We start from the raw sequence: 20731 nt of genomic DNA on the forward strand, positions 1-20731 counted from the left end.
CAGCATGGCGCGATCGGCTTCGTAGAGGCGTTTCAGGTCCTGTGTGCGGTGGCGGCCGCTGAGCGAATCGGCGCGCACCACCGCGCCATAGCCGCAGCCATGCACGATCTTGTAGCGTGCGCCCCTGAGCAGTGCCCGCGCATAGAGGTCGTAATCCTCGCCGAGGCGCAGGGCCTCGTCGTAGCCCAGGCCATGCCGGTCGAGGAAAACGCGCCGCATCACCGGTTTCAGGAAGCCGATCTCGCCGCGCGAGGCGCCGCGCCGGGAAATATTGCCGTCGACGAAGCCCTCGACGGTGAGGAAACGCGGGGCCGCCTCGAAGCTGGGCACCTGCGGTTCGGCGCCGGATGCGCTGCGTTCGTCGATGAAGACGATATTGTCGGCGACGAAATCCCAGTCCTGCCCGTCCACCATGGCGTCGAAACGGCCGCGCAGGAAGAAATCGTCCGCATCCAGTATGGCAATGAGCGGCGCGCGTGAGTTGGCGATGGCCCGGTTCCTGGCCCGGGCCGGCCCCTGGTTGCGGTCGAACCGGATGATCTGGAGCCGGCCGCTGCCGTCATCGGCGGCCAGGGACGCTTCGGCCGTGGCATCGTCCGACGCGTCGTCCACCACGACGACCTCGCTGACGCGCATCTCGCGCAAGGCCGAGGCGACCGCCCGCGAAATCGTCGCCTGGGCGTTTCTGGCTGCGATGACGACGCAGACGGTAGAAGATGCCATGCCGGGCTCCTGCTTGCAGCATTCAAGATCGGCCGCCTCGCTGCGGCCGCCACATGCCCCTCGCCCACCGGTCGATGGGACGACCGGCGGGAGCCCATTCCCAGCTTCGCAAGGCGATTTGATGACGAGGGGCCGTCAGGCCGCAAGCCGCGTCGCGGTCAGGGCAGGCGGGAGCGTCCGACACCCGGCATGGAGGAGGTCTTGCCTTCCTGCTCTCCGCTCACTTCCGTTACAGCCCCCTTGCCGCTGGAAGCGCGGTCGCCGTGCCTTCCGGGCGCGCCGGAACGCCAGAGCATGAACAGCACCGCCATGAAATAGCCGATCTGGATGAGCACGCCGCAGATGACCGTGTTGAGGACGGTCGTCCAAGCGGATTGCGTTATCGCGTAGCTTGCAATGGCAAAGGCGAGCATTGCGATGACGAAGCCACGGAGGAACAGCGGAAATGACATGCTATGTCTCTAGGGTCGCCATAGCTGTAGTTTCTTTGCGCAAATCGCACTCCCGCCCCGCCGGGCATAGATTTAACTTGTCCATCGGCATATTCAGACTCGCTAATTTCAGGGTCTGAAGCCTCAAATTCCCCATCGCCCGTGCATTGGACAATATAAGATTTCCGGCAACTGGGCGCAACACGGTGCGCACCGCCGCCCGCATCAATGCCTGATCATCGGATCTAGCTCGGATGATCGATCCGATGCCGAATGGATTTTTCCGATCGCCGGAGCTTCGACTGCCTTTCAAAAAACCGCTTCGCTTCCACTCGCGCAAAAGCGGTATAGCGAAGATAGATATGGAAAATTTAAGCCAAGGACGACTCCGAAATTCGCATCCCGGCGTTAAAATACAAATACTCTCTACGATAATATCGAATAATACATAGTTCAGATTAATATATATGCAAATTATCCCAAAATATTTCCGGCATTTATAAAATATGACCAAAATATAGACTGGCCTGCCGAATTTTATCACAAACGCGACATATCCAGCGCCAATTGTTTGCTCGCTGCGGCGCAGCATTCAATCACATGACTAATTTCGCGGAGCAGCAAGACATGAGGTACGCCGCCAGATTGGCCAGCAGATTCTCGCCCCGATCCCGGGCGGACAGCCCTCCGGTGGTGGGTGGGCCCTTCAAGCGTGGTTTCGACATTGCCGGCGCGCTGGTCGGCATCGTGCTTTTCAGCCCGCTGCTGCTGATGCTGGCGGCGCTGGTGAAACTCTCCGACGGCGGCAGCGTGGTCTACGGCCATCGCCGCATCGGCCACAACGGCACGGTGTTCCGATGCTGGAAATTCCGCACGATGGTGGCGAACGGCGACGAGGTGCTGGCCGCGCATCTGGTCGCCAATCCACGCGACCGGGAGGAATGGAACGCAACCCGGAAGCTGCAGAACGATCCGCGCGTCACCCGGGTCGGTGCCGTGCTGCGCAAGCTCTCGCTCGACGAACTGCCGCAGATCGTCAACATATTGCGCGGCGAGATGAGCTTCGTCGGGCCCCGTCCGGTGGTGAAGGACGAGCTGGAGCTTTATGGCAAGGCCGCCGCGATCTACCTGCGGTCCCGGCCCGGGCTGACAGGGCTGTGGCAGGTGAGCGGGCGCAACGATGTGTCCTACGAAACCCGCGTGGCCTTCGACAGCCATTATGTCGAGAACTGGTCCCTGGGGGCCGACCTCAAGATCCTCGTCCGCACCGTGCCGGCCGTGTTCTCCTCGCGCGGAAGCTATTGACACCCCCGCTGTTGACCCCCGCTGGCACGGAAGTCCGCAACGCAAAAGGAGGGTGGGCCGTTGAAGTTCCTCCCCGGCATTCGTCTTTCCCCATTGTCCATCCGAAGCCTAGTCGGAGCCGCCATCCTGCTGCTGGCGGCGCTCGTCGCGCCGGCGGCGGCGGCCGACGACGACTACAGGCTGGACACGATGGACCGGCTGCGCGTGCGCGTTGCCGAATGGCAGAGCGCCGAGGGCGCCTTGCGCGACTGGACGGCCTTGAACGGCGACTATGCCGTGGGCCCCTCGGGCGACATCTCCATGCCCTTCGTCGGCCAACTGGCCGCGCGCGGCAGGACGACGGCGGAACTCGCTTCGGCCATAGGCGAGCAGCTCCAGCAGAAGCTCGGCCTGCCCGATCGGCCGGAGGCGTCGGTGGAGATCGCGGAATTCCGGCCGATCTTCATCGCCGGCGACGTGCAGACGCCGGGAAAATATCCCTATGATCCGCAACTCACCGTGCTGAAGGCGCTGAGCCTGGCGGGTGGCCTGCGCCATTCCGAATCCGGAGGGCTGGGCGGCCCGCGCGACTTCGTCAACGCCCAGGGCAACTACGGCGTGCTGGTGGCGCAGCGCGACGGCCTGCTCGCCCGCCGCGCCCGACTGGCCGCCGAAGCGCAGGGCAGGAGCGACATCCAGTTTCCCGACGAGCTGAACAAGAGCGACGGCGGGCGCAAGCTGATGAACGACGAGAAGGCGCTGATGGCGGCGCGGGACAAGCGGCTGCGGCTGCAGCTTTCCGGGCTCGACGACCTCAAGAAGCTGCTTCAGTCCGAAATCGAATCGCTCCAGCAGAAGATCGCCACGCAGAACCGCCAGCTCGATCTCGCCCGCAACGAACTGAAGAGCATCGGCAATCTGCAGCAAAAGGGGCTGGTGGTGAACCAGCGCATCCTGACGCTCGAGCAGAGCAACGCCGAGCTGGAAGGCAAGATTCTCGACATGGAAACGGCAAGCCTGCGCGCCAAGCAGGACATCGCCAAGGCGACCCAGGACGCGACCAGCCTGCAGAACGACCGCGAAACCGGGATCGCGCAGGATCGCCAGCAGACCGAATCCGACCTGAACGAGTTGAACCTGAAGATGGGCATGTATGCGGGGCTAATGACCGAAGCGCTCAGCCGGGCGCCGCAGGCGGCCGCCAGCGCGGCCTCTCCTGGCTCGACGCCGACCGTGCGCTACAGGATCGTGCGCAGCGCGAACGGCAAGTCGGCCGAAGCGGATGCGCAGGAAGACACCCCCGTTCTGCCCGGAGACGTGGTCAAGGTTGAGGTCGCCGCCCCGCAGGCGGACTCCAACTGAGACCGGCCGCGCCTTGCCGGCGCGGCGCGAACGCGCGATGAAGATTCCCAAGGCCCTTCTGGTCGATCCCGAGCGCAATCAATGGTACGGCTGCGCTGCGGTTGCGCTGTCCATCTTCGTCTTCGCCTATTCGACGCGGTTCGGACAGGTCTCCATCCTCGCCTACTATGCCTGCTGGCTGCCGCTTCTGCTGGTAGACCACCGGCGCATGCTCGACCGCTGCTGGCGCTTCGGCTGGATCATGGGCTTCGCGGCGCTCGCCTGCCTTTCCGTGTTCTGGTCGGCTGCGCCTGCGGTCACCGCGCGCGCCGGCCTGCAATTGCTCTCGCATGTCGTCTGCGCGCTGATCGCAGCGCGCACGGTCGGCGTGCGCTCCCTGTGCCGGGGCGCCGTCGCCGGCATCTGCGTCGTGCTTTTGTATTCCTTCGCGTTCGGGCAATACAATTACGATCCGCTTGACGGCACCTACAGCTTCGTCGGTGCTTTCTCGTCGAAGAACCAGATCGGGCTCTACGCCTCGCTCGGCATCTATTTCGCCTTTTCCAGCCTGTTTATCCTGCGCGAGCGCACGGCATGGCGGCTTTTGGCGCTCGTCTGCGGCACGGTTTCGGCCGTGGCGCTGGCCAAGGCACAGTCCGCCACCTCGGTCCTGGCAATCGCGGCGACCCTGGGCGTGGTCGCCTGCCTCATCTTCGCCATGCGGTTCCCGCCCCCGATCCGCAAGGGCGCGCTGGTCGCGGCTGCGATGACGGCGTTGGTCGCTGTTTTCGCGGCGGCCAATTTCGGTGCATTCGATCTCGTGCTCGGCGCATTCGGCAAGGATTCGACGCTCACCGGCCGCACCTATCTGTGGTCGCAGGGCTGGGCCGCCGCAGCGCAGGCACCGGTTTTCGGCGTCGGCTACCAGGCCTACTGGGTGCAGGGCTTTTCCGAGGCCGAGCGCCTGTGGGAAGAGTTCTACATCGGCTCGCGCAGCGGCTTCCATTTCCACAACACCTATATCGAGGTGCTGGTCGAACTGGGAGCGGCAGGGGTGGCGCTCATCGCCCTGCCCATGATCCGCGTTCCGCTCGGGTTCCTTTCGCGCCTGGCCAGCACGCGCCGGGACCCGGCCTCGCTGGTCGCGTTCGGTATCGCCTGGATGTTCCTCATACGCTCGTTCGTCGAGGTCAACGTCATCAATCCCTATGTCGTGGGCAGTTTCCTGCTCTACTATGCGGCCGGACTGCTTGCCTCGCCCATGCGCGACCGGCATGCCCTTGCCGCCGCCGCACAGCATGATCGGCTGCGAAGGGCCGCCGCATGAACAGGCTGTTCGGGGTGCAGTACCTTCGGGTGATCGCGGCGCTGGGCGTGGTGGCCTTCCATGCCGCCGAACGCGCGGGCGGCCATTTCGTGATCGGCGCCGCCGGCGTCGACATCTTCTTCGTCGTCAGCGGTTTCATCATGTGGGTCATCGCCGAGGTCCGGCATCCGTCGCCCGCCGCGTTCCTGCGCGACCGGGTCGAACGCATCGCGCCCGCCTACTGGTTCGCGACCGGCGTGATGGTGGCGGGAGGGCTTGCCGGCCTGTTCCCCAACATGCGGCTCACCGCCCTGCATGTCTTCGGCTCGCTGGCTTTCCTGCCGCACAGATCGCCCAGCGACGGGCAGATCTGGCCCGTGCTCGTGCAGGGGTGGACGCTGAACTACGAGATGTTCTTCTATGCCCTGTTTGCCCTGGCGCTGGCGCTCGCGGCAGATAGGCGCCTGCTGGTCCTGGCATGCCTGTTTGCAAGCCTGGTCGCGATCGGGCTTGTGTTTCAGCCGCAGGGCGCCCTTCTCAAGACCTATACCAGCCCGTTGCTGCTGGAGTTCCTCATGGGCTGCTGCATCGGCAGATTGTGGCTGGAGGGCAGGATGCCGCCCGCCGTGGCGGCAGGTGCGCTCGTCTTCGCCGCCGTCGCGGGCTTCGCAATCGTCGGCATCACCTATGCGGGCTTCAACGCCTTTGTACTCGGCCCGCTGGCCGGCGCGGTTCTGATCGGCGTTCTGGCATTGGAAAAATGCGGCCTCATGCCGCGCTGGGCCATGGCCGGATATCTCGGCGATGCGTCCTATTCGATCTATCTGTGGCACACGATGGCGATCTCGGTGGTTGCCAAGCTGGGCGGCCTGCTTTCCTGGTCGCCGGCGCTCGTCTTCGGGGTAGCCGTGATCTGCGGCACCGCGGTCGGGCTGGCAGCCTACGAGTTCCTGGAAAAACCCATCGCCGGTTTTCTCAAATTGCGCAGGATCGCGGCTTGAGCTGCGGCGGCGTCATCGACGACTTCAAGAATTTCGGCGGGCCGGATCCGTTCTGTGCCGAGATATGCCGGTGCCGGTTTGTTGCCTTACGTTTCCAGCCGCAGTTCCACCCGGTCGGCCGGAAAACGCGTCACGGAACAGTGCACCGGCACGCCTTGGAGATCCGCATTCACCGAGCGCGCGACCAGCACGATCGCGCCCGGCGCCAGCTTGAGGTCGCCGGTCTCGACCTCGTCGGCATGGCGGGCCTCGACCGTGGTTGAAACGCGCCGGTAATCCGCGATACCCGCAAGCGCCAATGCGTGCGTGATGGAACCGGTCTGCGAAAGCTGGTCGGCGATGTCGGGAAAGCACGCCGCGCCGAACCATAGGGTCGCGCGGGAAACCGGGATGCCGTTCGCCATCCCCAGCATCTCGATCCGCACCAGGGGAGCGCCGGCGGAAAGGCCGAGCGCCGCGGCGATCGCCGCCGGAGCGGCCTCCTGTGCGTGATGCAGGAGCTTGCTGTTCACCTCGCGGGCCTGGCCTTCCAGGCCGGCGGAAAACCGCGTCCGCTCGCTGATCGGATAGACGAGCCGGTCCGGGCTGCGCACATAGGTGCCGCGTCCTTGCTCGGAATGCAGCACACCTTCATAGGCCAGCACCGAAATCGCGGCCCGCACCGTGTGGCGATTGACGCCGAAGCGCTGCGCCAGTTCCGTTTCGGGCGGCAGCCGCCCCTGTTCGTCCGCAAGGCCCGAGCCGATGCCGCTGCGGATCCGGTCGGCAATCTGCCGCCATAGCGCAACGCCGACGCCCCGCTGCAATCGAACCGGCTGATGCATTCTTGCTTCCTCTTTCCCGCAGGCTGTCATGCCGCCGTCATGCAGACGCGGTAGCAAGAAGGCATATCATCTACTTGTCTAGATTAATAGACAAATAAGGAGCTGAGGATGCACCAGGAGCCGGATGCCTCACGCCGGGAAAGGATGGCGGTGCTGTCGCGCTGCGATGCCGCCAGCCTGCACAGGCTGTGGGGCCGGATGGGCATGGGAGCCGTCCACAAGCCGCTGCGCGGCCCCGAATCCGGACTGGTCATGCTGCGCGGCCGCATCGGCGGCACCGGCGAGCCATTCAACATCGGCGAGGCGACCGTCACCCGCGCCAGCGTCCAGCTCGAGGACGGTTCGGTCGGCCATGCCGTGGCGCTGGGGCGTGACAAGGGCAGGGCGAGCCTTGCCGCCGTCATCGACGCGTTTTGCCGTGACGCCGCGACCGCAGCCCGCATCGATGCCGAGATGATCGCGCCGCTGCGGCGCGAACTCGATGAAGCGGATGAAAAGCGGCGGGAGCAGACGGCTGCGACCCGCGTCGACTTCTTCACCATGGTGCGCGGAGAAGACTGATGCCTGCCGAAGCGATTGTCCTGGAGGGCGGATTTGCCGACCCTGTGCTGGATGCCCAGTCCTCGTTCCGCACGCTGATGGACGCGATGGCCCGGCCGGCCACCACCTTCAAGCTCCAGCCCCGTGCCAAGCCCCCCCTGCCGCTTTCGCCGGCGGCAGGCGCCATTGCCTGCACGCTGATCGACGCCGACACGCCGTTCTGGCTCGATGCCGCGCTTGAAGGCGACGCCCTGCGCGCCTGGCTGGCTTTCCACGCCGGTGCCGCGCCGGCCCCGGGGATGGCGCAGGCCGCCTTCGCCCTGATCGGCGACCCCGCCTCGATGCCGCCGCTTGAGCGCTTCGGGCAGGGCACGCAGGACTACCCCGACCGCTCCGCGACGCTGATCCTGCAGCTCGACGACCTCGAAGGCGGCGTGCCGCTGGTCTTCGAGGGACCCGGCATCGACGGCCGCGCCGTCATCGCGCCGCGCGGCCTGCCGGAGGGTTTCGCCGCGCAATGGGCCGAAAACCGCGCCCGCTTCCCGCGCGGCGTCGACCTGATCCTGACGGCGGGCGACGCCATCGCCTGCCTGCCGCGCTCGGCGCGTCTCATTCCGGCGGAGGGCTGACCCCCATGTATGTCGCAGTGAAGGGCGGCGAGGCCGCCATCGACAATGCCCATCGGCTTCTGGCGGACCGCCGCCGCGGCGACCGTTCCGTGCCGGCGCTCACCCTCGACCAGATCGCCGGACAGCTCGCGCTCGGCGTGGACAGGGTGATGGGCGAAGGCTCGCTCTACGACCGCAGGCTGGCGGCGTTGGCCATCAAGCAGGCGCGTGGCGACCTGATCGAGGCCATCTTCCTCGTGCGCGCCTATCGCACCACCCTGCCGCGCTTCGGGGCCAGCGAGCCGGTCGATACCGGTGCCATGTTGGTCGAGCGTCGCATCTCCGCCTGCTACAAGGACCTGCCGGGGGGGCAACTGCTCGGGCCGACATTCGACTACACCCACCGCCTGCTGGACGACGAACTGGAGGGCGACCCGTTCGTGGCCTGTGGCGAGACGCGGTCGGGCGCGGCCGAACAAGTCACGCGGGTGGCCGACATTCTGGGTCGGGAAGGCCTGATCGAGGACGACGCCTCGGTCGATCCCGCGGCCGAGCCGGGCGACATCAACCAGACGCCGACCTCCTTTCCGCTGCCGCGCGCCATGCGGCTGCAATCCCTGGCGCGCGGCGACGAAGGCTTCCTGCTCGCGCTCGGCTATTCCACCCAGCGCGGCTATGCGCGCTCGCATCCCTTCGCCGGCGAAATCCGCATCGGCGAGGTCGATGTCGAGATGTTCGTTCCCGAACTCGGCTTTTCGGTGCCCATCGGCCGCGTGCAGATCACCGAATGCCAGATGGTCAACCAGTTCAAGGGTTCGGCCAAGGCCCCGCCCCAGTTCACGCGCGGCTACGGGCTGGTGTTCGGCCAGTCCGAGCGCAAGGCCATGGCGATGTCGTTGTGCGACCGGGCGCTGCGCGCCGAGGAGCTGGGCGAGGACATCGTCGCCCCGCCGCAGGACCAGGAATTCGTCATCTCGCATTGCGACAACGTGCAGGCGACCGGCTTCGTGGAGCATCTGAAGCTGCCCCACTATGTCGATTTCCAGGCCGAACTCGGGCTCGTGCGCACCATGCGCGCCGAATATGAGCAACGCGCGCGGGACGCGGCGTTCGAAGCGAAGGAAGCCGCGGAATGAACGCGCATCACACACAGGCGTCCGGCTACAATTTCGCGTATCTGGACGAGCAGACCAAGCGCATGATCCGCCGCGCGATCCTGAAAGCGATCGCCGTGCCGGGCTACCAGGTGCCCTTCGCCAGCCGCGAGATGCCGATGCCCTACGGCTGGGGCACCGGCGGCGTGCAGGTGACGGCGGCGATACTGGGGCCGCACGACGTGCTCAAGGTCATCGACCAGGGCGCGGACGACACCACCAACGCCGTCTCCATCCGCAAGTTCTTCGAGCGCGTGGCCGGCGTGCGGACCACCACCCGCACGGCTGAGGCGTCCATCATCCAGACGCGCCACCGCATTCCCGAAACGCCGCTCGGACAGGGGCAGGTGCTGGTCTACCAGGTGCCAATTCCGGAGCCGCTGCGCTTCCTCGAACCGCGCGAGACCGAAACCCGCAAGATGCATGCGCTGGAGGAATACGGGCTGATGCATGTCAAGCTCTACGAGGACATCGCCCGCAACGGCCACATCGCCACCACCTACGCCTATCCCGTCAAGGTCGAGGGCCGCTACGTGATGGACCCTTCGCCGACGCCGAAATTCGACAATCCGAAGATGCACATGTCGCCTGCGCTGCAGCTTTTCGGGGCCGGGCGCGAGCGGCGCATCTATGCGGTGCCGCCGCATACAAAGGTCGTCAGCCTCGATTTCGAGGACCATCCCTTCGAAGTCCAGCGCTTCGAAAAGCCCTGCGCCCTGTGCGGCGCCGAGCAGGTCTATCTGGACGAGGTCGTGCTCGACGACCGCGGCGGACGCATGTTCGTCTGCTCCGATACCGATCATTGCGAAAGCCGACAGGCCGAGGGCCATCGCGGCGAACTGGCCGGGGAAGCCGCGTGATGACCATCGCCGCTCCCCTCCAGCATGCCGAGGCAGGCACCGGCGAGCTGCCGCTTCTGTCGGTCAGGTCGGTGACGAAGCACTATGGCGACCGCATCGGCTGCGCCGATGTCGGCTTCGACATCTGGCCGGGCGAGGTGTTGGCCATCGTCGGCGAATCCGGTTCCGGCAAGACGACGCTGCTCAACTGCATCTCCACGCGCCTCGCCCCGAGCGCGGGCACGGTTTCCTACCGCATGCGCGACGGCGTGATGCGCGACCTCGACCGCCTCGGCGAGGCGGAGCGCCGCTTCCTGCTGCGCACCGACTGGGGCTTCGTCCACCAGAACCCGGCGGACGGGCTGCGCATGACGGTTTCGGCCGGCGCCAATGTCGGCGAACGGCTGATGGCGGTGGGCGAGCGCCACTACGGCCGCATCCGCGCCACCGCCACCGACTGGCTGGGGCGGGTGGAGATCGCCGAAGACCGCATCGACGACCAGCCGCGGGCCTTTTCCGGCGGCATGCGGCAGCGCCTCCAGATCGCGCGCAACCTCGTCACCGCGCCGCGCCTCGTCTTCATGGACGAGCCGACCGGCGGGCTGGACGTCTCGGTGCAGGCGCGCCTGCTCGACCTGCTGCGCGGGCTGGTGGCCGACCTTGACCTTGCCGTCGTCATCGTCACCCACGACCTCGCCGTGGCGCGGCTTCTGTCGCACCGCATGCTGGTGATGAAGGACGGGCGCGTGGTCGAGCACGGCCTGACCGACCGCGTGCTGGACGACCCGCAGGCGCCCTACACCCAGCTTCTCGTCTCCTCGATCCTGCAAGCCTGAGGTCCGGCCATGTCTCCCGTTCTCATCGTTTCCGGCATGGCGAAGACCTTCACCATGCATCTGCGCGGCGGCGTCGAGCTGCCGGTGATCGGCGGCGCGTCCTTCGCGCTGGACCCCGGCACATGCGCCGTGCTCGGCGGCCCTTCCGGCGCCGGCAAGAGCTCGATCCTCAAGATGGTCTACGGCAACTATGCCGCCAGCGCCGGGCAGATCCTGGTGCGGCATCGCGGCCGGCAGGTCGATCTCGCCGCCGCCGCGCCGCGCACGGTGCTGGACATCCGCCGAGAGACCATCGGCTATGTCAGCCAGTTCCTGCGCGTGGTGCCGCGCGTCGGCGCGCTCGACATCGTCGCCGAGCCGCTGGTCGAGCGCGGCATGGACAGGGAAGGGGCGGCGCAGCGGGCCGGCGAGCTGCTGGCGCGCCTCAACCTGCCGCAGCGCTTGTGGAACCTGCCCCCGGCCACCTTCTCCGGCGGCGAGCAGCAGCGCGTCAACATCGCGCGCGGCTTCATCACCGATCATCCGATCCTGCTTCTGGACGAGCCGACCGCCTCGCTCGACGCCGCCAACCGTGCCGTCGTCGTCGAGATGATCGAAGAGAAGAAGCGGGCCGGCACGGCGCTGCTCGGCATCTTCCACGATGCCGACGTTCGCGGCCGGGTCGCCGACACCGTCATCGACGTCACCGGCTTCGCGCCGGCCAGAAAGGCGGCCTGACCATGCCGCGCCTGTCCGAAACGCCGCTGGTCGATCCGACCGCGCTTGTCGAGAACTGCACGCTCGGCCGCTACACCGAGGTGGCGGAATTCTGCCGTCTCGCGGAGACGGAACTCGGCGACTATTCCTACATCATGCCGAACGGCCAGACCTGGTGCGCGACCATCGGCAAGTTCGCCAACATCGCGGCTTGCGTGCGCATCAACGCGACGCATCACCCGATGGGACGCGCCACGCTCCATCACATCACCTACCGCGCCGGCGATTATTTCGACGACGCCTCGGACGAGGAAGGGTTCTTCGCCGCGCGGCGGGCCCGGCGCGTGACCATCGGCCACGATACGTGGATCGGCCACGGCGCCACCATCCTGCCCGGCGTGACCATAGGCGACGGCGCCGTGGTCGGCTCCGGCGCCGTCGTCACCAGGGACGTCGCGCCCTACACGATCGTCGCCGGCGTTCCGGCCCGGCCGATACGCGAACGGTTCCCGGCCGCGATCGCCGCGCGCATGCGGGCGCTGGCCTGGTGGGACTGGGACCATGCGCGGCTGCGCGCAGCCCTCGAGGATTTCCGCGACCTCGAGGCGGAGGCCTTCCTCGATCGCCATGAGGCGACCCCGGCCACCGTCGAGCTGTGAACCGTCACGGATCTGACATGAACCCTACATCTGGCCGTCATCCGCCGGCGCTAACCGGTCGGTGAATTCCTGGAAGCCGGGGCGCGGGACCAGAACCGGTCCGGGTCCAAACGAGGGAGCGATCTCGTGAACGCCATTTCGATACGGAACCTGTCGAAGACCTTCGGCAAGAAGCGCGCGCTCGACGATGTCAGCGTCAACATCGCCAAGGGCGAGATGGTTGCCCTGATCGGCGCATCGGGTTCGGGCAAGAGCACGCTGCTGCGCCACATCTGCGGCCTGGATACTGCCCAGCCCGGCCAGAGCCAGGTCCATATCCTTGGTCAGTCCATCCAGAGCCACGGCAAGCTGGCGCGCGGCGCCCGCCTGCTTCGCCGCAACATCGGCGTCGTGTTCCAGCAGTTCAATCTGGTCGGCCGCTTGTCCGTGCTCTCCAACGTCCTGCTCGGCAATCTCGGCGGCATCTCCGCCTGGCGCGGCACGCTCGGCCTGTTCAATGCCGAGGAAAGGCGCCTGGCGCGCGAGGCGCTGGCGCGCGTCGGCATAGCGGAGGTGGCCTGGCAGCGCGCCTCGACGCTGTCGGGCGGCCAGCAGCAGCGCGCGGCGATCGCCCGCACGCTGGTCCAGCGCTCCGAGATCCTGCTGGCCGACGAGCCGATCGCCTCGCTCGATCCTTCTTCCGCGCGCCGCGTCATGGAGGTCCTTGCCGCCGTCAACCGCGACGGCATCACCTGTGTGGTCTCGCTGCATCAGGTGGAATACGCCCGCCGCTACTGCCCGCGCACCATCGCCCTGCGCGACGGCCGCATCGTCTTCGACGGCCCGTCCGTCCAGCTCACCAACGACATGCTGGTCGAACTCTACGGCGCCAATTCCGAGGAGCTGATTTTGCCGGATGCCCCGATGCAGCCGGCAAAGACCGGCCGGGTCGCCAGGCCCCGCCTTACCCCTGCCTTTGCCTGAACCCGAACTCCAACAGGGAAGTCTTGTCATGAACGCCTTCTTCAAGTCCGCCGCGGCCGCCGCAATCGCCCTGATGCTGACCGGCACCGCCTATGCCGAGGAAATCAACTTCGGCATCATCTCCACCGAATCCCAGCAGAACCTGAAGCCGAAATGGGAGCCCTTCCTGGCCGATTTCGCCAAGGCCACCGGCCTGGAGGTGAAGCCGTTCTTCGCCTCCGACTATGCCGGCGTGATCGAGGGCATGCGCTTCGGCAAGATGCAGATGGCCTGGTACGGCAACAAGTCCGCCATGGAGGCCGTCGACCGCGCCGACGGCGAGGTCTTCACCCAGTCGGTCAATGTGGACGGCAATCCCGGCTACTGGTCGGTCATCCTGGCGCCCAAGGACAGCAAGCTCAACTCGGTCGAGGACCTGCTGAAGTGCGACAAGTCGCTCAACTTCGGCCTGGGCGACCCGAACTCCACCTCCGGCTTCCTGGTGCCGACCACGTTCGTCTTCGCCGCCAACAATGTCGACCCGAAGACCTGCTTCAAGAACGTCACCAATTCCAATCATGAGACCAACGCCATGGCGGTGGCCAACGGCCAGCTCGACGCGGCGGCCAACAACACCGAAAACCTCGCCATCCTGGAAAAGAACAATCCGGACGCCTTCGCCAAGGTGAAGGTCATCTGGAAGTCGCCGCTGATCGCGTCCGACCCGATCGTCTGGCGCAAGGATTTGCCGGAAGAGACCAAGGCCAAGATCAAGGATTTCTTCCTGAGCTACGGCACCGGCAAGACGAAGGGCGACGAGGCCACCGAGAAGAAGGTGCTCGCCGGCCTCGACTGGGCGCCGTTCAAGCCGTCGAACGACGACCAGCTCCTGCCCATCCGCATCATGGAACTGACCAAGCAGATCGCCAAGGTCCAGGCCGACGACAAGCTCTCCGAGGCCGAGAAGAAGGCCGAGATCGAGAAGCTCGAGGCCGAGAAGGCCGATTTCGAGAAGAAGCTCAAGTCGATCCAGAGCTGATCGCCCCGGCCCGCCGGGCTGATATCGCGCACTGGCCGCACTTCGAATGGGAGTGCGGCCGGCTTGCCGCAGCCGAGAAAATGTCATGACCGGAACAGCCAAATCGAACGCCGCAGGGCAGATGCGCCCGGAAGTCGAACGCGACTGGACGCGCAGCATCTGGAACGCGGTGACCTGGACGGGGCTGGCGCTCCTGCTGGCCTGGAGCTGGGCGCCCGCGGATATGTCGCGCTGGACCTTCCTGTTCAGCGACGCCGGCAACATGGCCACCTACGCCCGCGGCTTCCTGCGGCCGGACTTCGCCGAATGGCGCTACTATCTGCAGGAGATGGCGATCACCATCCAGATCGCGCTGTGGGGCACCTTCCTCGCCGCAGTGCTGGCGATCCCCTTCGGCATCCTGTCGGCGCGCAATATCGCGCCGTGGTACGTCGTCCAGCCGGTGCGCCGGCTGATGGACGCCTGCCGCTCGATCCATGAACTGGTGTTCGCCGTGCTGTTCGTGGTGGCGGTCGGCCTCGGGCCCTTCGCCGGGGTAATGGCGCTGTTCGTCCACACCACCGGAATTCTCGCCAAGCTGTTTTCGGAGGCCGTCGAGGCGATCGACGCCCGTCCGGTGGAGGCGATCCGCGCAACCGGCGCCTCGCGCCTGCAGGAAGTGGTGTTCGGCGTGGTGCCGCAGGTGCTGCCGCTGTGGATGTCCTTTGCGCTGTACCGGTTCGAATCCAACGTGCGGGCCGCAACGGTGCTCGGCGTCATCGGCGCGGGCGGCATCGGCCAGGTCCTGTTCGAGGCGATCCGCGGCTTCTACTACCCGCAGGCCTCCGCGATGCTCATCATCATGCTGCTGGCGGTCTCCCTGCTGGACCTCTTGTCCCAGCAATTGCGCAAGCTGTTCCTGTGATGCGGTACGCGCTCTACTTCACTCCGCACCACGACCATCCGCTGACCCTCGCCGCGGCTGCCTGGCTCGGCCGCGACGCCTTCAGCGGCGAGGAGACGCAACTCGCCGATATCGGGGACCTTGCTGCCGCTGACCTGTCCCGCTGGACCGCCGAACCGCGCCGATACGGATTTCACGCCACGCTCGTCGCCCCGTTCCGTCTGGAAACCGGTCTGGCGCAGGAGGATGTCCTGCGCGCCGCCGCCTCGCTTGCCGGACGTTGCGCGGCGTTCGCCATTTCGCGCCTGGAAATCGCCCGGCTTGAAAATTTCCTGGCGCTGGTGCCCGCGCAGGCGAATGCGGATGTCGAAGCGCTGGCAGATGCCGCCGTCGACCATTTGCAGCCTTTGCGCGCCCCCTTGAGCGAATGCGAGATCGCGCGCCGCAACCCCGCCCGGCTCTCGGCGCGCCAGCGCACCTATCTGGAGCGCCACGGCTATCCTTACGTGAAGGAAGAGTTCCGCTTCCACATGACGCTGAGCGGCCCGCTCGCGCCGGTCGAGGTTGGCCGGATCGAGCCGGTCCTGAAGGCGCTGCTGGCGCCGGTGCTGGCATCGCCGGTCGCCGTCGGTTCCGTCTCGCTGTTCGTCGAGCCGGCGCCCGGCGCCCCGTTCACCGTTCTTGCCACCCATCGTTTGGGCTCCGCCGGAGCCGGAAAGCATGCCTGACATGACCAGAGAAACCATCCTCACCAATGCGCGCATCGTGCTGGAAAACGAGGTCGTCGCCGGCTCCGTGCTGTTGCGCGACGGGCTGATCGCGGCCATCGACAGCGGCCGCTCCGCAACCGGCGAGGACATGGAAGGCGACTATGTGATCCCCGGCCTTGTCGAGCTTCACACCGACCATCTGGAGCAGCACTACGCGCCGCGCCCCGGCGTCCTGTGGGACAGCATCGCCGCATTGCAGGCGCATGACGCGCAGGTCGCCGGCTCCGGCATCACCACCGTCTTCGACTGCCTGCGGCTTGGCTCCGACGAGGATGGCGGCTTCAAGAAGGGTGAAATGCGCGCCATCGCCGACGCCTTGGAGACGGCCGCCGCGCAGGACAGGCTGCGCGCCAGCCATCTCATCCACCTGCGCTGCGAGGTGTCCGCCGCAGACGTGCTCGAGCATTTCGAGGATTTCCGCGAGGACCCTCACGTCAGGCTCGCCTCGCTGATGGATCACGCGCCCGGGCAGCGCCAGTTCCAGACGCTCGACCAGTACACGCTCTACTACAAGAAGAAGCGCGGCCTGAGCGACGACGATTTCGAGCAGTTCATCGCCAGGCGGCTGCGGGATTCGGCGCGCTATTCCGCACCTCACCGCAGGGCCATCGTCGAGGCCTGCACCGAGCGCGGCATCGCGCTCGCCAGCCACGACGACGCGACGCTGGAACATGTCGACGAATCGAAGGCCTTCGGCGTTCGCCTGGCCGAATTCCCGACCAGCATGGAAGCTGCCCAGGCGTCGCACGAGGCGGGCATGGCCGTGCTGATGGGGGCGCCGAACGTGGTGCGCGGCAAGTCGCATTCCGGCAATATTTCGGCCAAGGCGCTGGCCGATGCGGGCGTGCTCGACGTGCTGTCCTCCGACTACGTGCCGTTCAGCCTGATCCATGCGCCGTTCGTGCTCGCCGACGGCGAGAGCGGCATGAGCCTGCCGCAAGCCATCCGGCTGGTCAGTGCGACCCCGGCGCGCGCCGTCGGGCTCGATGACCGCGGCCGCATCGCCGAAGGCCTGCGCGCCGACGTCGTGCAGGTGCGGCGCGCCAGCGGCGTGCCCGTGGTGCGGTCGGTCTGGCGCGAGGGACGCCGCGTTGCCTGAAGCGGGCGTCCGCCAGGGCAGCGGAACCGTGCTGGTAGTCGTCGGGCCGAGCGGAGCCGGCAAGGACAGCCTCATCGGCCATGCCCGGCAGGAACTGGCGGAAGACCCGGCCGTGCTGTTCGTGCGCCGCACGGTGACCCGCACAGCCGTGGCCGCCGCGGAGGATCACGACTGTCTGTCCGTCGACGAATTTGCCGCCGCGCTCGAGGCAGGGCGTTTCGCGGTGAGCTGGGACGCGCACGGCCTGCGCTACGGCATACCGTCCTGCGTGCGCCGGCATCTGGGGCAGGGTGGCGTCGCCGTCGTCAACGGCTCGCGCGCGGCGCTGCCGGACATATGCTCCGCCTTCGGCAGGGTCACGGTCGTGCACGTCACCGCCCGGCCCGAAATCCTGGCCGCCCGCCTTGCGGGGCGCGGACGCGAATCCGAGGCCGAAATATTGCGCCGCCTGCGCCGCAGCGCCATCGACCTGCCGCATTGCCCAGAGCGGCTGGAGATCGACAACAGCGGCGCGTTCGAGGTGGCGGCCCAAGCCTTCGTGGCGGCGATCCGCAAAGCCGCGGCCGGAGGACGCATTAGGGATCGATAGCCGGTGTGATTGACGTGCTGGCGAACAGCCCCCACAATTATACCGACGCACGGGCTCGCTCGGCGGACAGCACCTTGCGGCCAGGATTCCATGAGACACCAGACAAGCCTGATCGATCGCCTGCGCGTGGAACGGCACCAGTTCAACCGTGCCGATCGTGCCGTGGCCGACGTGGTGCTGGACGACATCGAGGCGGCAACGCGCATTTCGATCAAGGACCTGTCGTCGCGGGCGCAGGTCAGCGAGCCGACCGTCATCCGCTTCTCGCGCCGCATGGGCTGCGACGGCTTTTCCGATTTCAAGATCCGTCTCGCCCAGGACTATGCCATCGGGCGCATGTACATCAAAGCTGAACGAACCACGCCGGCCGAGACAGGCAGCGACGTCGCCGACCAGGTGTATGAAGCAACCACCCAGGCGCTCGCCAGCGCCTTCGCGCAGCGCGATACCGCAGCGCTGGAAAAGGCCGCGGAGATCCTTCATCGCGGCCGGCGCATTTTCTGCTTCGGCGTGGGCGGCAGCTCGGCCAATGTCGCCCTCGAGGCCGAGAACCGGTTTTTCCGCCTGGACATGGCGGTCTCGGCAACGGCCGATTCCTACAAGCATCGGGTTATCGCGTCGACCGTGGACCCGCAGGACGTGCTGCTGATCTTTTCCGTCACGGGCCGGCCGCGCTCCCTGGTCGACGGCGCCGAGATCGCCACTTCGCTCGGGGCTTCCGTGATCGCCGTGACCGACCCTTCGAGCCCGCTGGCCGCCAAGGCGTCGATCGTCGTGCCCTTGATCGCCTTCGACGAGGAGAAGTTCTTCTACATGCCCAATCGCGGGCGCTACGGGCAACTCTTCGTCCTGGACTGCCTCGCGACGCTGGTCGGGGCCTGGCGGCGCAACACCGTCGGAAAGAAGCTCTGGCGTGCGCGCTCGAACCTGGTCTCGCTGCACGGCACGACGGACAGCCAGCCCGTCGGCGACTAGGTATTTTTACTACATTTTTCTGAGGCTATTCCGCGCCGCGGCGACTCGCATCGCCGTCGAGCGCCTTGCGACGTGTGCGGGCGCAGCCGGTTGCCCTGAATGTTGGCGAAGAAAACGCCTGAAAACGGCCGTTCCGACGCAGAAGCAACCGCTTCGCATGCGTGTGGCAGGGGTGTTGACAGGCGCGTAGGAAAACTACATCCTTGCGGGCGAAACCCTCTCCTCAGGATCGCCGGAAAATGCCGATTGCAGATAACACCATCGTATCGTTTCGCTTCGACGAGGTGGTCGTTCCCGCCCATCCGGGCGTCATCAATTCCGACAGTCTCGCCAAGCCGCTGCACATGCTGCCCGTCGGCGGCAAGGCGAGTTGGAGCGTCCAGTTCGACGAGCTTCCCAAGCTCATCCTGCGCATGACGCTGGCCGACGGCACGGTCGGCATCGGCGAATTCTACCGCGACCATGAGTGGCCGCGGATCGAGGCGATCTGCGCCAATCTCCTGGGCCAGAAGCTCACCGACTTCCCGCTGCAGAAGCTGCCGCTGCCGCTCTGCCGCGAATATGACGGTTTCGAATGCGCCATCTGGGATGCCTATGCGAAGTCGCTCGGCGTTCCCATGCATCACCTGCTGGGCGGCGCGGTGCGCGATCGCGTCGCCGTCAGCGCCTGGTCGAGCCACCGCACGATGGACGAGGTCGGTCCGTGGGTGCGCCGCTATCGCGAGCAGGGCTACGACGTCATCAAGTTCAAGTGCGACCTGGAGGACGACGTCGCCGGCTGGTGCGCCCAGATCAAGCAGCACGCGCCGGGCATGAAGGTCATCTTCGACCCGAACCAGCGCTGGGAGAATTCCGGCAATGCGCGGCCGATCATCCGCGAACTGGAGGCCGTGGGCAATGTCCTGCTGCTGGAAGACCCGCTGCCGCGCTGGATGATGCTGGATTTCGCCGAGCTGCGCCGTTTTTCCTCGATCCCGATCGTCCTTCATGTCTCGCTGCCTTACGTCTATCAGGGACAGCGGCCCTACGAAGCGATCAACGCGCTGGCGCACAACGCCGTCGACGGGTTCAATTTCAACGGCGGGCTGGCCGGCTTCCAGTCGCTCGACCACATCGCCGCCACCGCCGGGCTCTATTGCTGGCACGGCTCCGAGGTCGACCTCGGCATCCTGGAGGCCATGTATGTGCATCAGTCGGCCGCGGCGCGGAGCTGCGTGTGGCCGGGCGACATCTTCGGGCGGATGATCCGCTCGCACGACCTGCTGGAAACCCCGCTCGCTTTCGAGCCTCCGCATGTCCGCATTCCCGGCGACGGCCCGGGGCTCGGCGTCAAGCTCGACGAGGCGGCGCTCGATCGCTTCCGCGTCGGCGAACGCACCATTTCCTGACGGGGCCGAGAATGCGCTGGGAAAAACTTACAACCGCAGAGTTCGCGACGATCGACAGGTCGACGCCGGTCGTGCTCAACGTCGCCGCCATCGAGCAGCACGGCCCGCACCTCGCGATCGAGACCGACGCCGTCATCGGCGGCTATTTCCTCGACAAGGCGGAGGAGCGGCTGGGCGACGAGGTCCTCATCCTGCCGGCCGTCAAGGTCTGCTGTTCCGAGCACCACATGGAGTTCGCGGGCACGCTCAGCGTGCGCCACGAAACCTTCCTCGCCTATGTCGGCGACATTCTGGAGAGCGTGGTCAGGCACGGTTTCCGCAACATCGTCCTGTTCAACAGCCATGGCGGCAACCAGGCGGTCGGGCAGGTCCTGCTGGAAACGTTCGGGTCGCGCCATCGCGAGTGCCGCGTGGCGTTCCTCACCTGGTGGCGGCTGGCCGGGCCGGAGCTGGAGAAGATCCGCGAAAGCGGCTTTGCCGGCGTCAACCACGCATGCGAGTTCGAAACCTCGCTGATGCTCGTTGCCGCACCCGGCGACGTCCGGGTCGACAAGATCGGCCCGATGTCCTATGCGCCAACCCTGGAATGGGCGAATGCCGACATGATCCGCGCCAATCGCGGGTCGCTCTTTCGCACCATGCACGCCATGTCCAATGGAACCGGCGTCGTCGGCGATCCCTCGCTGGGAAGCGCCGAGAAGGGCGAACGCATCACGCACGCTGTGGTGGAAGAACTCGTCAGGGTCGTCCGGACGTTGTCCGCGCAGGCGTGATCGATCGCAACATCAACTGACCACAACGCAA

At 66.5% G+C, this 20731-nt stretch carries 24 protein-coding genes; 20 read left to right on the top strand and 4 right to left on the bottom strand.

Features of this window, described 5'->3' with window-relative positions; all coding sequences use genetic code 11:
- The 3 genes from ACTDI4_RS00005 to ACTDI4_RS00015 all read right to left on the bottom strand — a co-directional run.
- The coding region (locus tag ACTDI4_RS00005) for a glycosyltransferase family 2 protein (RefSeq protein WP_442839162.1) at window positions 1-723 on the bottom strand (723 nt) is incomplete at its 3' end.
- A 158-nt stretch (window positions 724-881) separates the two neighbouring features.
- Window positions 882-1175: an exopolysaccharide production repressor protein gene (locus tag ACTDI4_RS00010; protein ID WP_442839163.1), complete on the bottom strand. Its 294-nt coding sequence runs from the start codon at window positions 1173-1175 to the stop codon at window positions 882-884.
- A gap of 1 nt (window position 1176) precedes the next feature.
- Window positions 1177-1746, bottom strand: a complete 570-nt coding sequence (locus ACTDI4_RS00015; RefSeq protein WP_442839164.1) for a hypothetical protein — start codon at window positions 1744-1746, stop codon at window positions 1177-1179.
- 35 nt (window positions 1747-1781) lie between these two features.
- On the opposite strand from ACTDI4_RS00015, the gene ACTDI4_RS00020 reads away from it, so the two are divergent.
- Genes ACTDI4_RS00020 through ACTDI4_RS00035 form a run of 4 tightly spaced genes read left to right on the top strand, consistent with a single transcriptional unit; the run spans window position 1782 to window position 6086 of the window.
- A complete protein-coding gene (locus ACTDI4_RS00020) occupies window positions 1782-2459 on the top strand; it encodes a sugar transferase (protein ID WP_442839165.1) in 678 nt (225 codons plus the stop codon).
- Between the two features lie 60 nt (window positions 2460-2519).
- Window positions 2520-3800: a polysaccharide biosynthesis/export family protein gene (locus tag ACTDI4_RS00025; RefSeq protein ID WP_442839166.1), complete on the top strand. Its 1281-nt coding sequence runs from the start codon at window positions 2520-2522 to the stop codon at window positions 3798-3800.
- Window positions 3801-3837: 37 nt separating this feature from the next.
- The gene (locus ACTDI4_RS00030) at window positions 3838-5106 is read left to right on the top strand and encodes an O-antigen ligase family protein (protein WP_442839167.1); all 1269 of its coding nucleotides are present in this window, start codon (window positions 3838-3840) and stop codon (window positions 5104-5106) included.
- Window positions 5103-6086 carry an acyltransferase family protein gene (locus ACTDI4_RS00035; RefSeq protein ID WP_442839168.1) on the top strand — a complete coding sequence of 328 codons (984 nt, stop codon included), beginning with the start codon at window positions 5103-5105 and terminating at the stop codon, window positions 6084-6086. Before ACTDI4_RS00030 ends, ACTDI4_RS00035 begins: the two co-directional genes overlap by 4 nt.
- 86 nt (window positions 6087-6172) lie before the next feature.
- On the opposite strand, the gene phnF is transcribed toward ACTDI4_RS00035, so the two are convergent.
- Entirely contained in the window at window positions 6173-6910 is a 738-nt protein-coding gene (phnF, locus tag ACTDI4_RS00040) for a phosphonate metabolism transcriptional regulator PhnF (RefSeq protein ID WP_442839169.1), read from the bottom strand.
- A 108-nt stretch (window positions 6911-7018) separates the two neighbouring features.
- Here phnF and phnG point away from each other — a divergent pair, with 108 nt between their 5' ends.
- From phnG to ACTDI4_RS00120, 16 genes are all read left to right on the top strand, one after another.
- Window positions 7019-7471 carry a phosphonate C-P lyase system protein PhnG gene (phnG, locus tag ACTDI4_RS00045; protein WP_442839170.1) on the top strand — a complete coding sequence of 151 codons (453 nt, stop codon included), beginning with the start codon at window positions 7019-7021 and terminating at the stop codon, window positions 7469-7471.
- Window positions 7471-8079: a phosphonate C-P lyase system protein PhnH gene (gene phnH, locus ACTDI4_RS00050; protein WP_442839171.1), complete on the top strand. Its 609-nt coding sequence runs from the start codon at window positions 7471-7473 to the stop codon at window positions 8077-8079. The genes phnG and phnH overlap by 1 nt, the downstream gene beginning before the upstream one ends.
- Before the next feature lie 5 nt (window positions 8080-8084).
- The gene (locus ACTDI4_RS00055) at window positions 8085-9194 is read left to right on the top strand and encodes a carbon-phosphorus lyase complex subunit PhnI (protein ID WP_442839172.1); all 1110 of its coding nucleotides are present in this window, start codon (window positions 8085-8087) and stop codon (window positions 9192-9194) included.
- A complete protein-coding gene (locus ACTDI4_RS00060; RefSeq protein ID WP_442839173.1) occupies window positions 9191-10072 on the top strand; it encodes an alpha-D-ribose 1-methylphosphonate 5-phosphate C-P-lyase PhnJ in 882 nt (293 codons plus the stop codon). The genes ACTDI4_RS00055 and ACTDI4_RS00060 overlap by 4 nt, the downstream gene beginning before the upstream one ends.
- Complete coding sequence (phnK, locus tag ACTDI4_RS00065; RefSeq protein ID WP_442839174.1) at window positions 10072-10887, top strand: phosphonate C-P lyase system protein PhnK; 816 nt, start codon at window positions 10072-10074, stop codon at window positions 10885-10887. The genes ACTDI4_RS00060 and phnK overlap by 1 nt, the downstream gene beginning before the upstream one ends.
- Window positions 10888-10896: 9 nt before the next feature.
- Window positions 10897-11604, top strand: coding sequence for a phosphonate C-P lyase system protein PhnL (gene phnL, locus ACTDI4_RS00070; protein WP_442839175.1), 708 nt, complete (start codon window positions 10897-10899; stop codon window positions 11602-11604).
- Between the two features lie 2 nt (window positions 11605-11606).
- Window positions 11607-12242, top strand: a complete 636-nt coding sequence (locus tag ACTDI4_RS00075; protein WP_442839176.1) for a DapH/DapD/GlmU-related protein — start codon at window positions 11607-11609, stop codon at window positions 12240-12242.
- Between the two features lie 126 nt (window positions 12243-12368).
- A complete protein-coding gene (gene phnC, locus ACTDI4_RS00080; RefSeq protein WP_442839177.1) occupies window positions 12369-13205 on the top strand; it encodes a phosphonate ABC transporter ATP-binding protein in 837 nt (278 codons plus the stop codon).
- Window positions 13206-13233: 28 nt separating this feature from the next.
- Window positions 13234-14223, top strand: coding sequence for a phosphonate ABC transporter substrate-binding protein (gene phnD, locus ACTDI4_RS00085; RefSeq protein WP_442839178.1), 990 nt, complete (start codon window positions 13234-13236; stop codon window positions 14221-14223).
- Window positions 14224-14308: 85 nt separating this feature from the next.
- Window positions 14309-15127: a phosphonate ABC transporter, permease protein PhnE gene (gene phnE, locus ACTDI4_RS00090; RefSeq protein WP_442839179.1), complete on the top strand. Its 819-nt coding sequence runs from the start codon at window positions 14309-14311 to the stop codon at window positions 15125-15127.
- A complete protein-coding gene (locus ACTDI4_RS00095) occupies window positions 15127-15834 on the top strand; it encodes a DUF1045 domain-containing protein (RefSeq protein WP_442839456.1) in 708 nt (235 codons plus the stop codon). Before phnE ends, ACTDI4_RS00095 begins: the two co-directional genes overlap by 1 nt.
- A 1-nt stretch (window position 15835) precedes the next feature.
- On the top strand, window positions 15836-16975 hold the full coding sequence (locus ACTDI4_RS00100) for an alpha-D-ribose 1-methylphosphonate 5-triphosphate diphosphatase (protein WP_442839180.1): 1140 nt from the start codon (window positions 15836-15838) through the stop codon (window positions 16973-16975).
- The gene (gene phnN, locus ACTDI4_RS00105) at window positions 16968-17564 is read left to right on the top strand and encodes a phosphonate metabolism protein/1,5-bisphosphokinase (PRPP-forming) PhnN (protein ID WP_442839181.1); all 597 of its coding nucleotides are present in this window, start codon (window positions 16968-16970) and stop codon (window positions 17562-17564) included. The genes ACTDI4_RS00100 and phnN overlap by 8 nt, the downstream gene beginning before the upstream one ends.
- Before the next feature lie 90 nt (window positions 17565-17654).
- On the top strand, window positions 17655-18539 hold the full coding sequence (locus ACTDI4_RS00110) for a MurR/RpiR family transcriptional regulator (RefSeq protein WP_442839182.1): 885 nt from the start codon (window positions 17655-17657) through the stop codon (window positions 18537-18539).
- A gap of 239 nt (window positions 18540-18778) precedes the next feature.
- Window positions 18779-19927 carry a mandelate racemase/muconate lactonizing enzyme family protein gene (locus tag ACTDI4_RS00115; protein WP_442839183.1) on the top strand — a complete coding sequence of 383 codons (1149 nt, stop codon included), beginning with the start codon at window positions 18779-18781 and terminating at the stop codon, window positions 19925-19927.
- A gap of 11 nt (window positions 19928-19938) precedes the next feature.
- Window positions 19939-20700, top strand: a complete 762-nt coding sequence (locus ACTDI4_RS00120; protein WP_442839184.1) for a creatininase family protein — start codon at window positions 19939-19941, stop codon at window positions 20698-20700.
- The last annotated feature ends 31 nt before the right edge of the window (window positions 20701-20731 follow it).

Origin of the sequence: Mesorhizobium sp. PUT5 (genome assembly GCF_052216645.1) — a bacterium.
Taxonomy (GTDB): Bacteria; Pseudomonadota; Alphaproteobacteria; order Rhizobiales; family Rhizobiaceae; genus Mesorhizobium.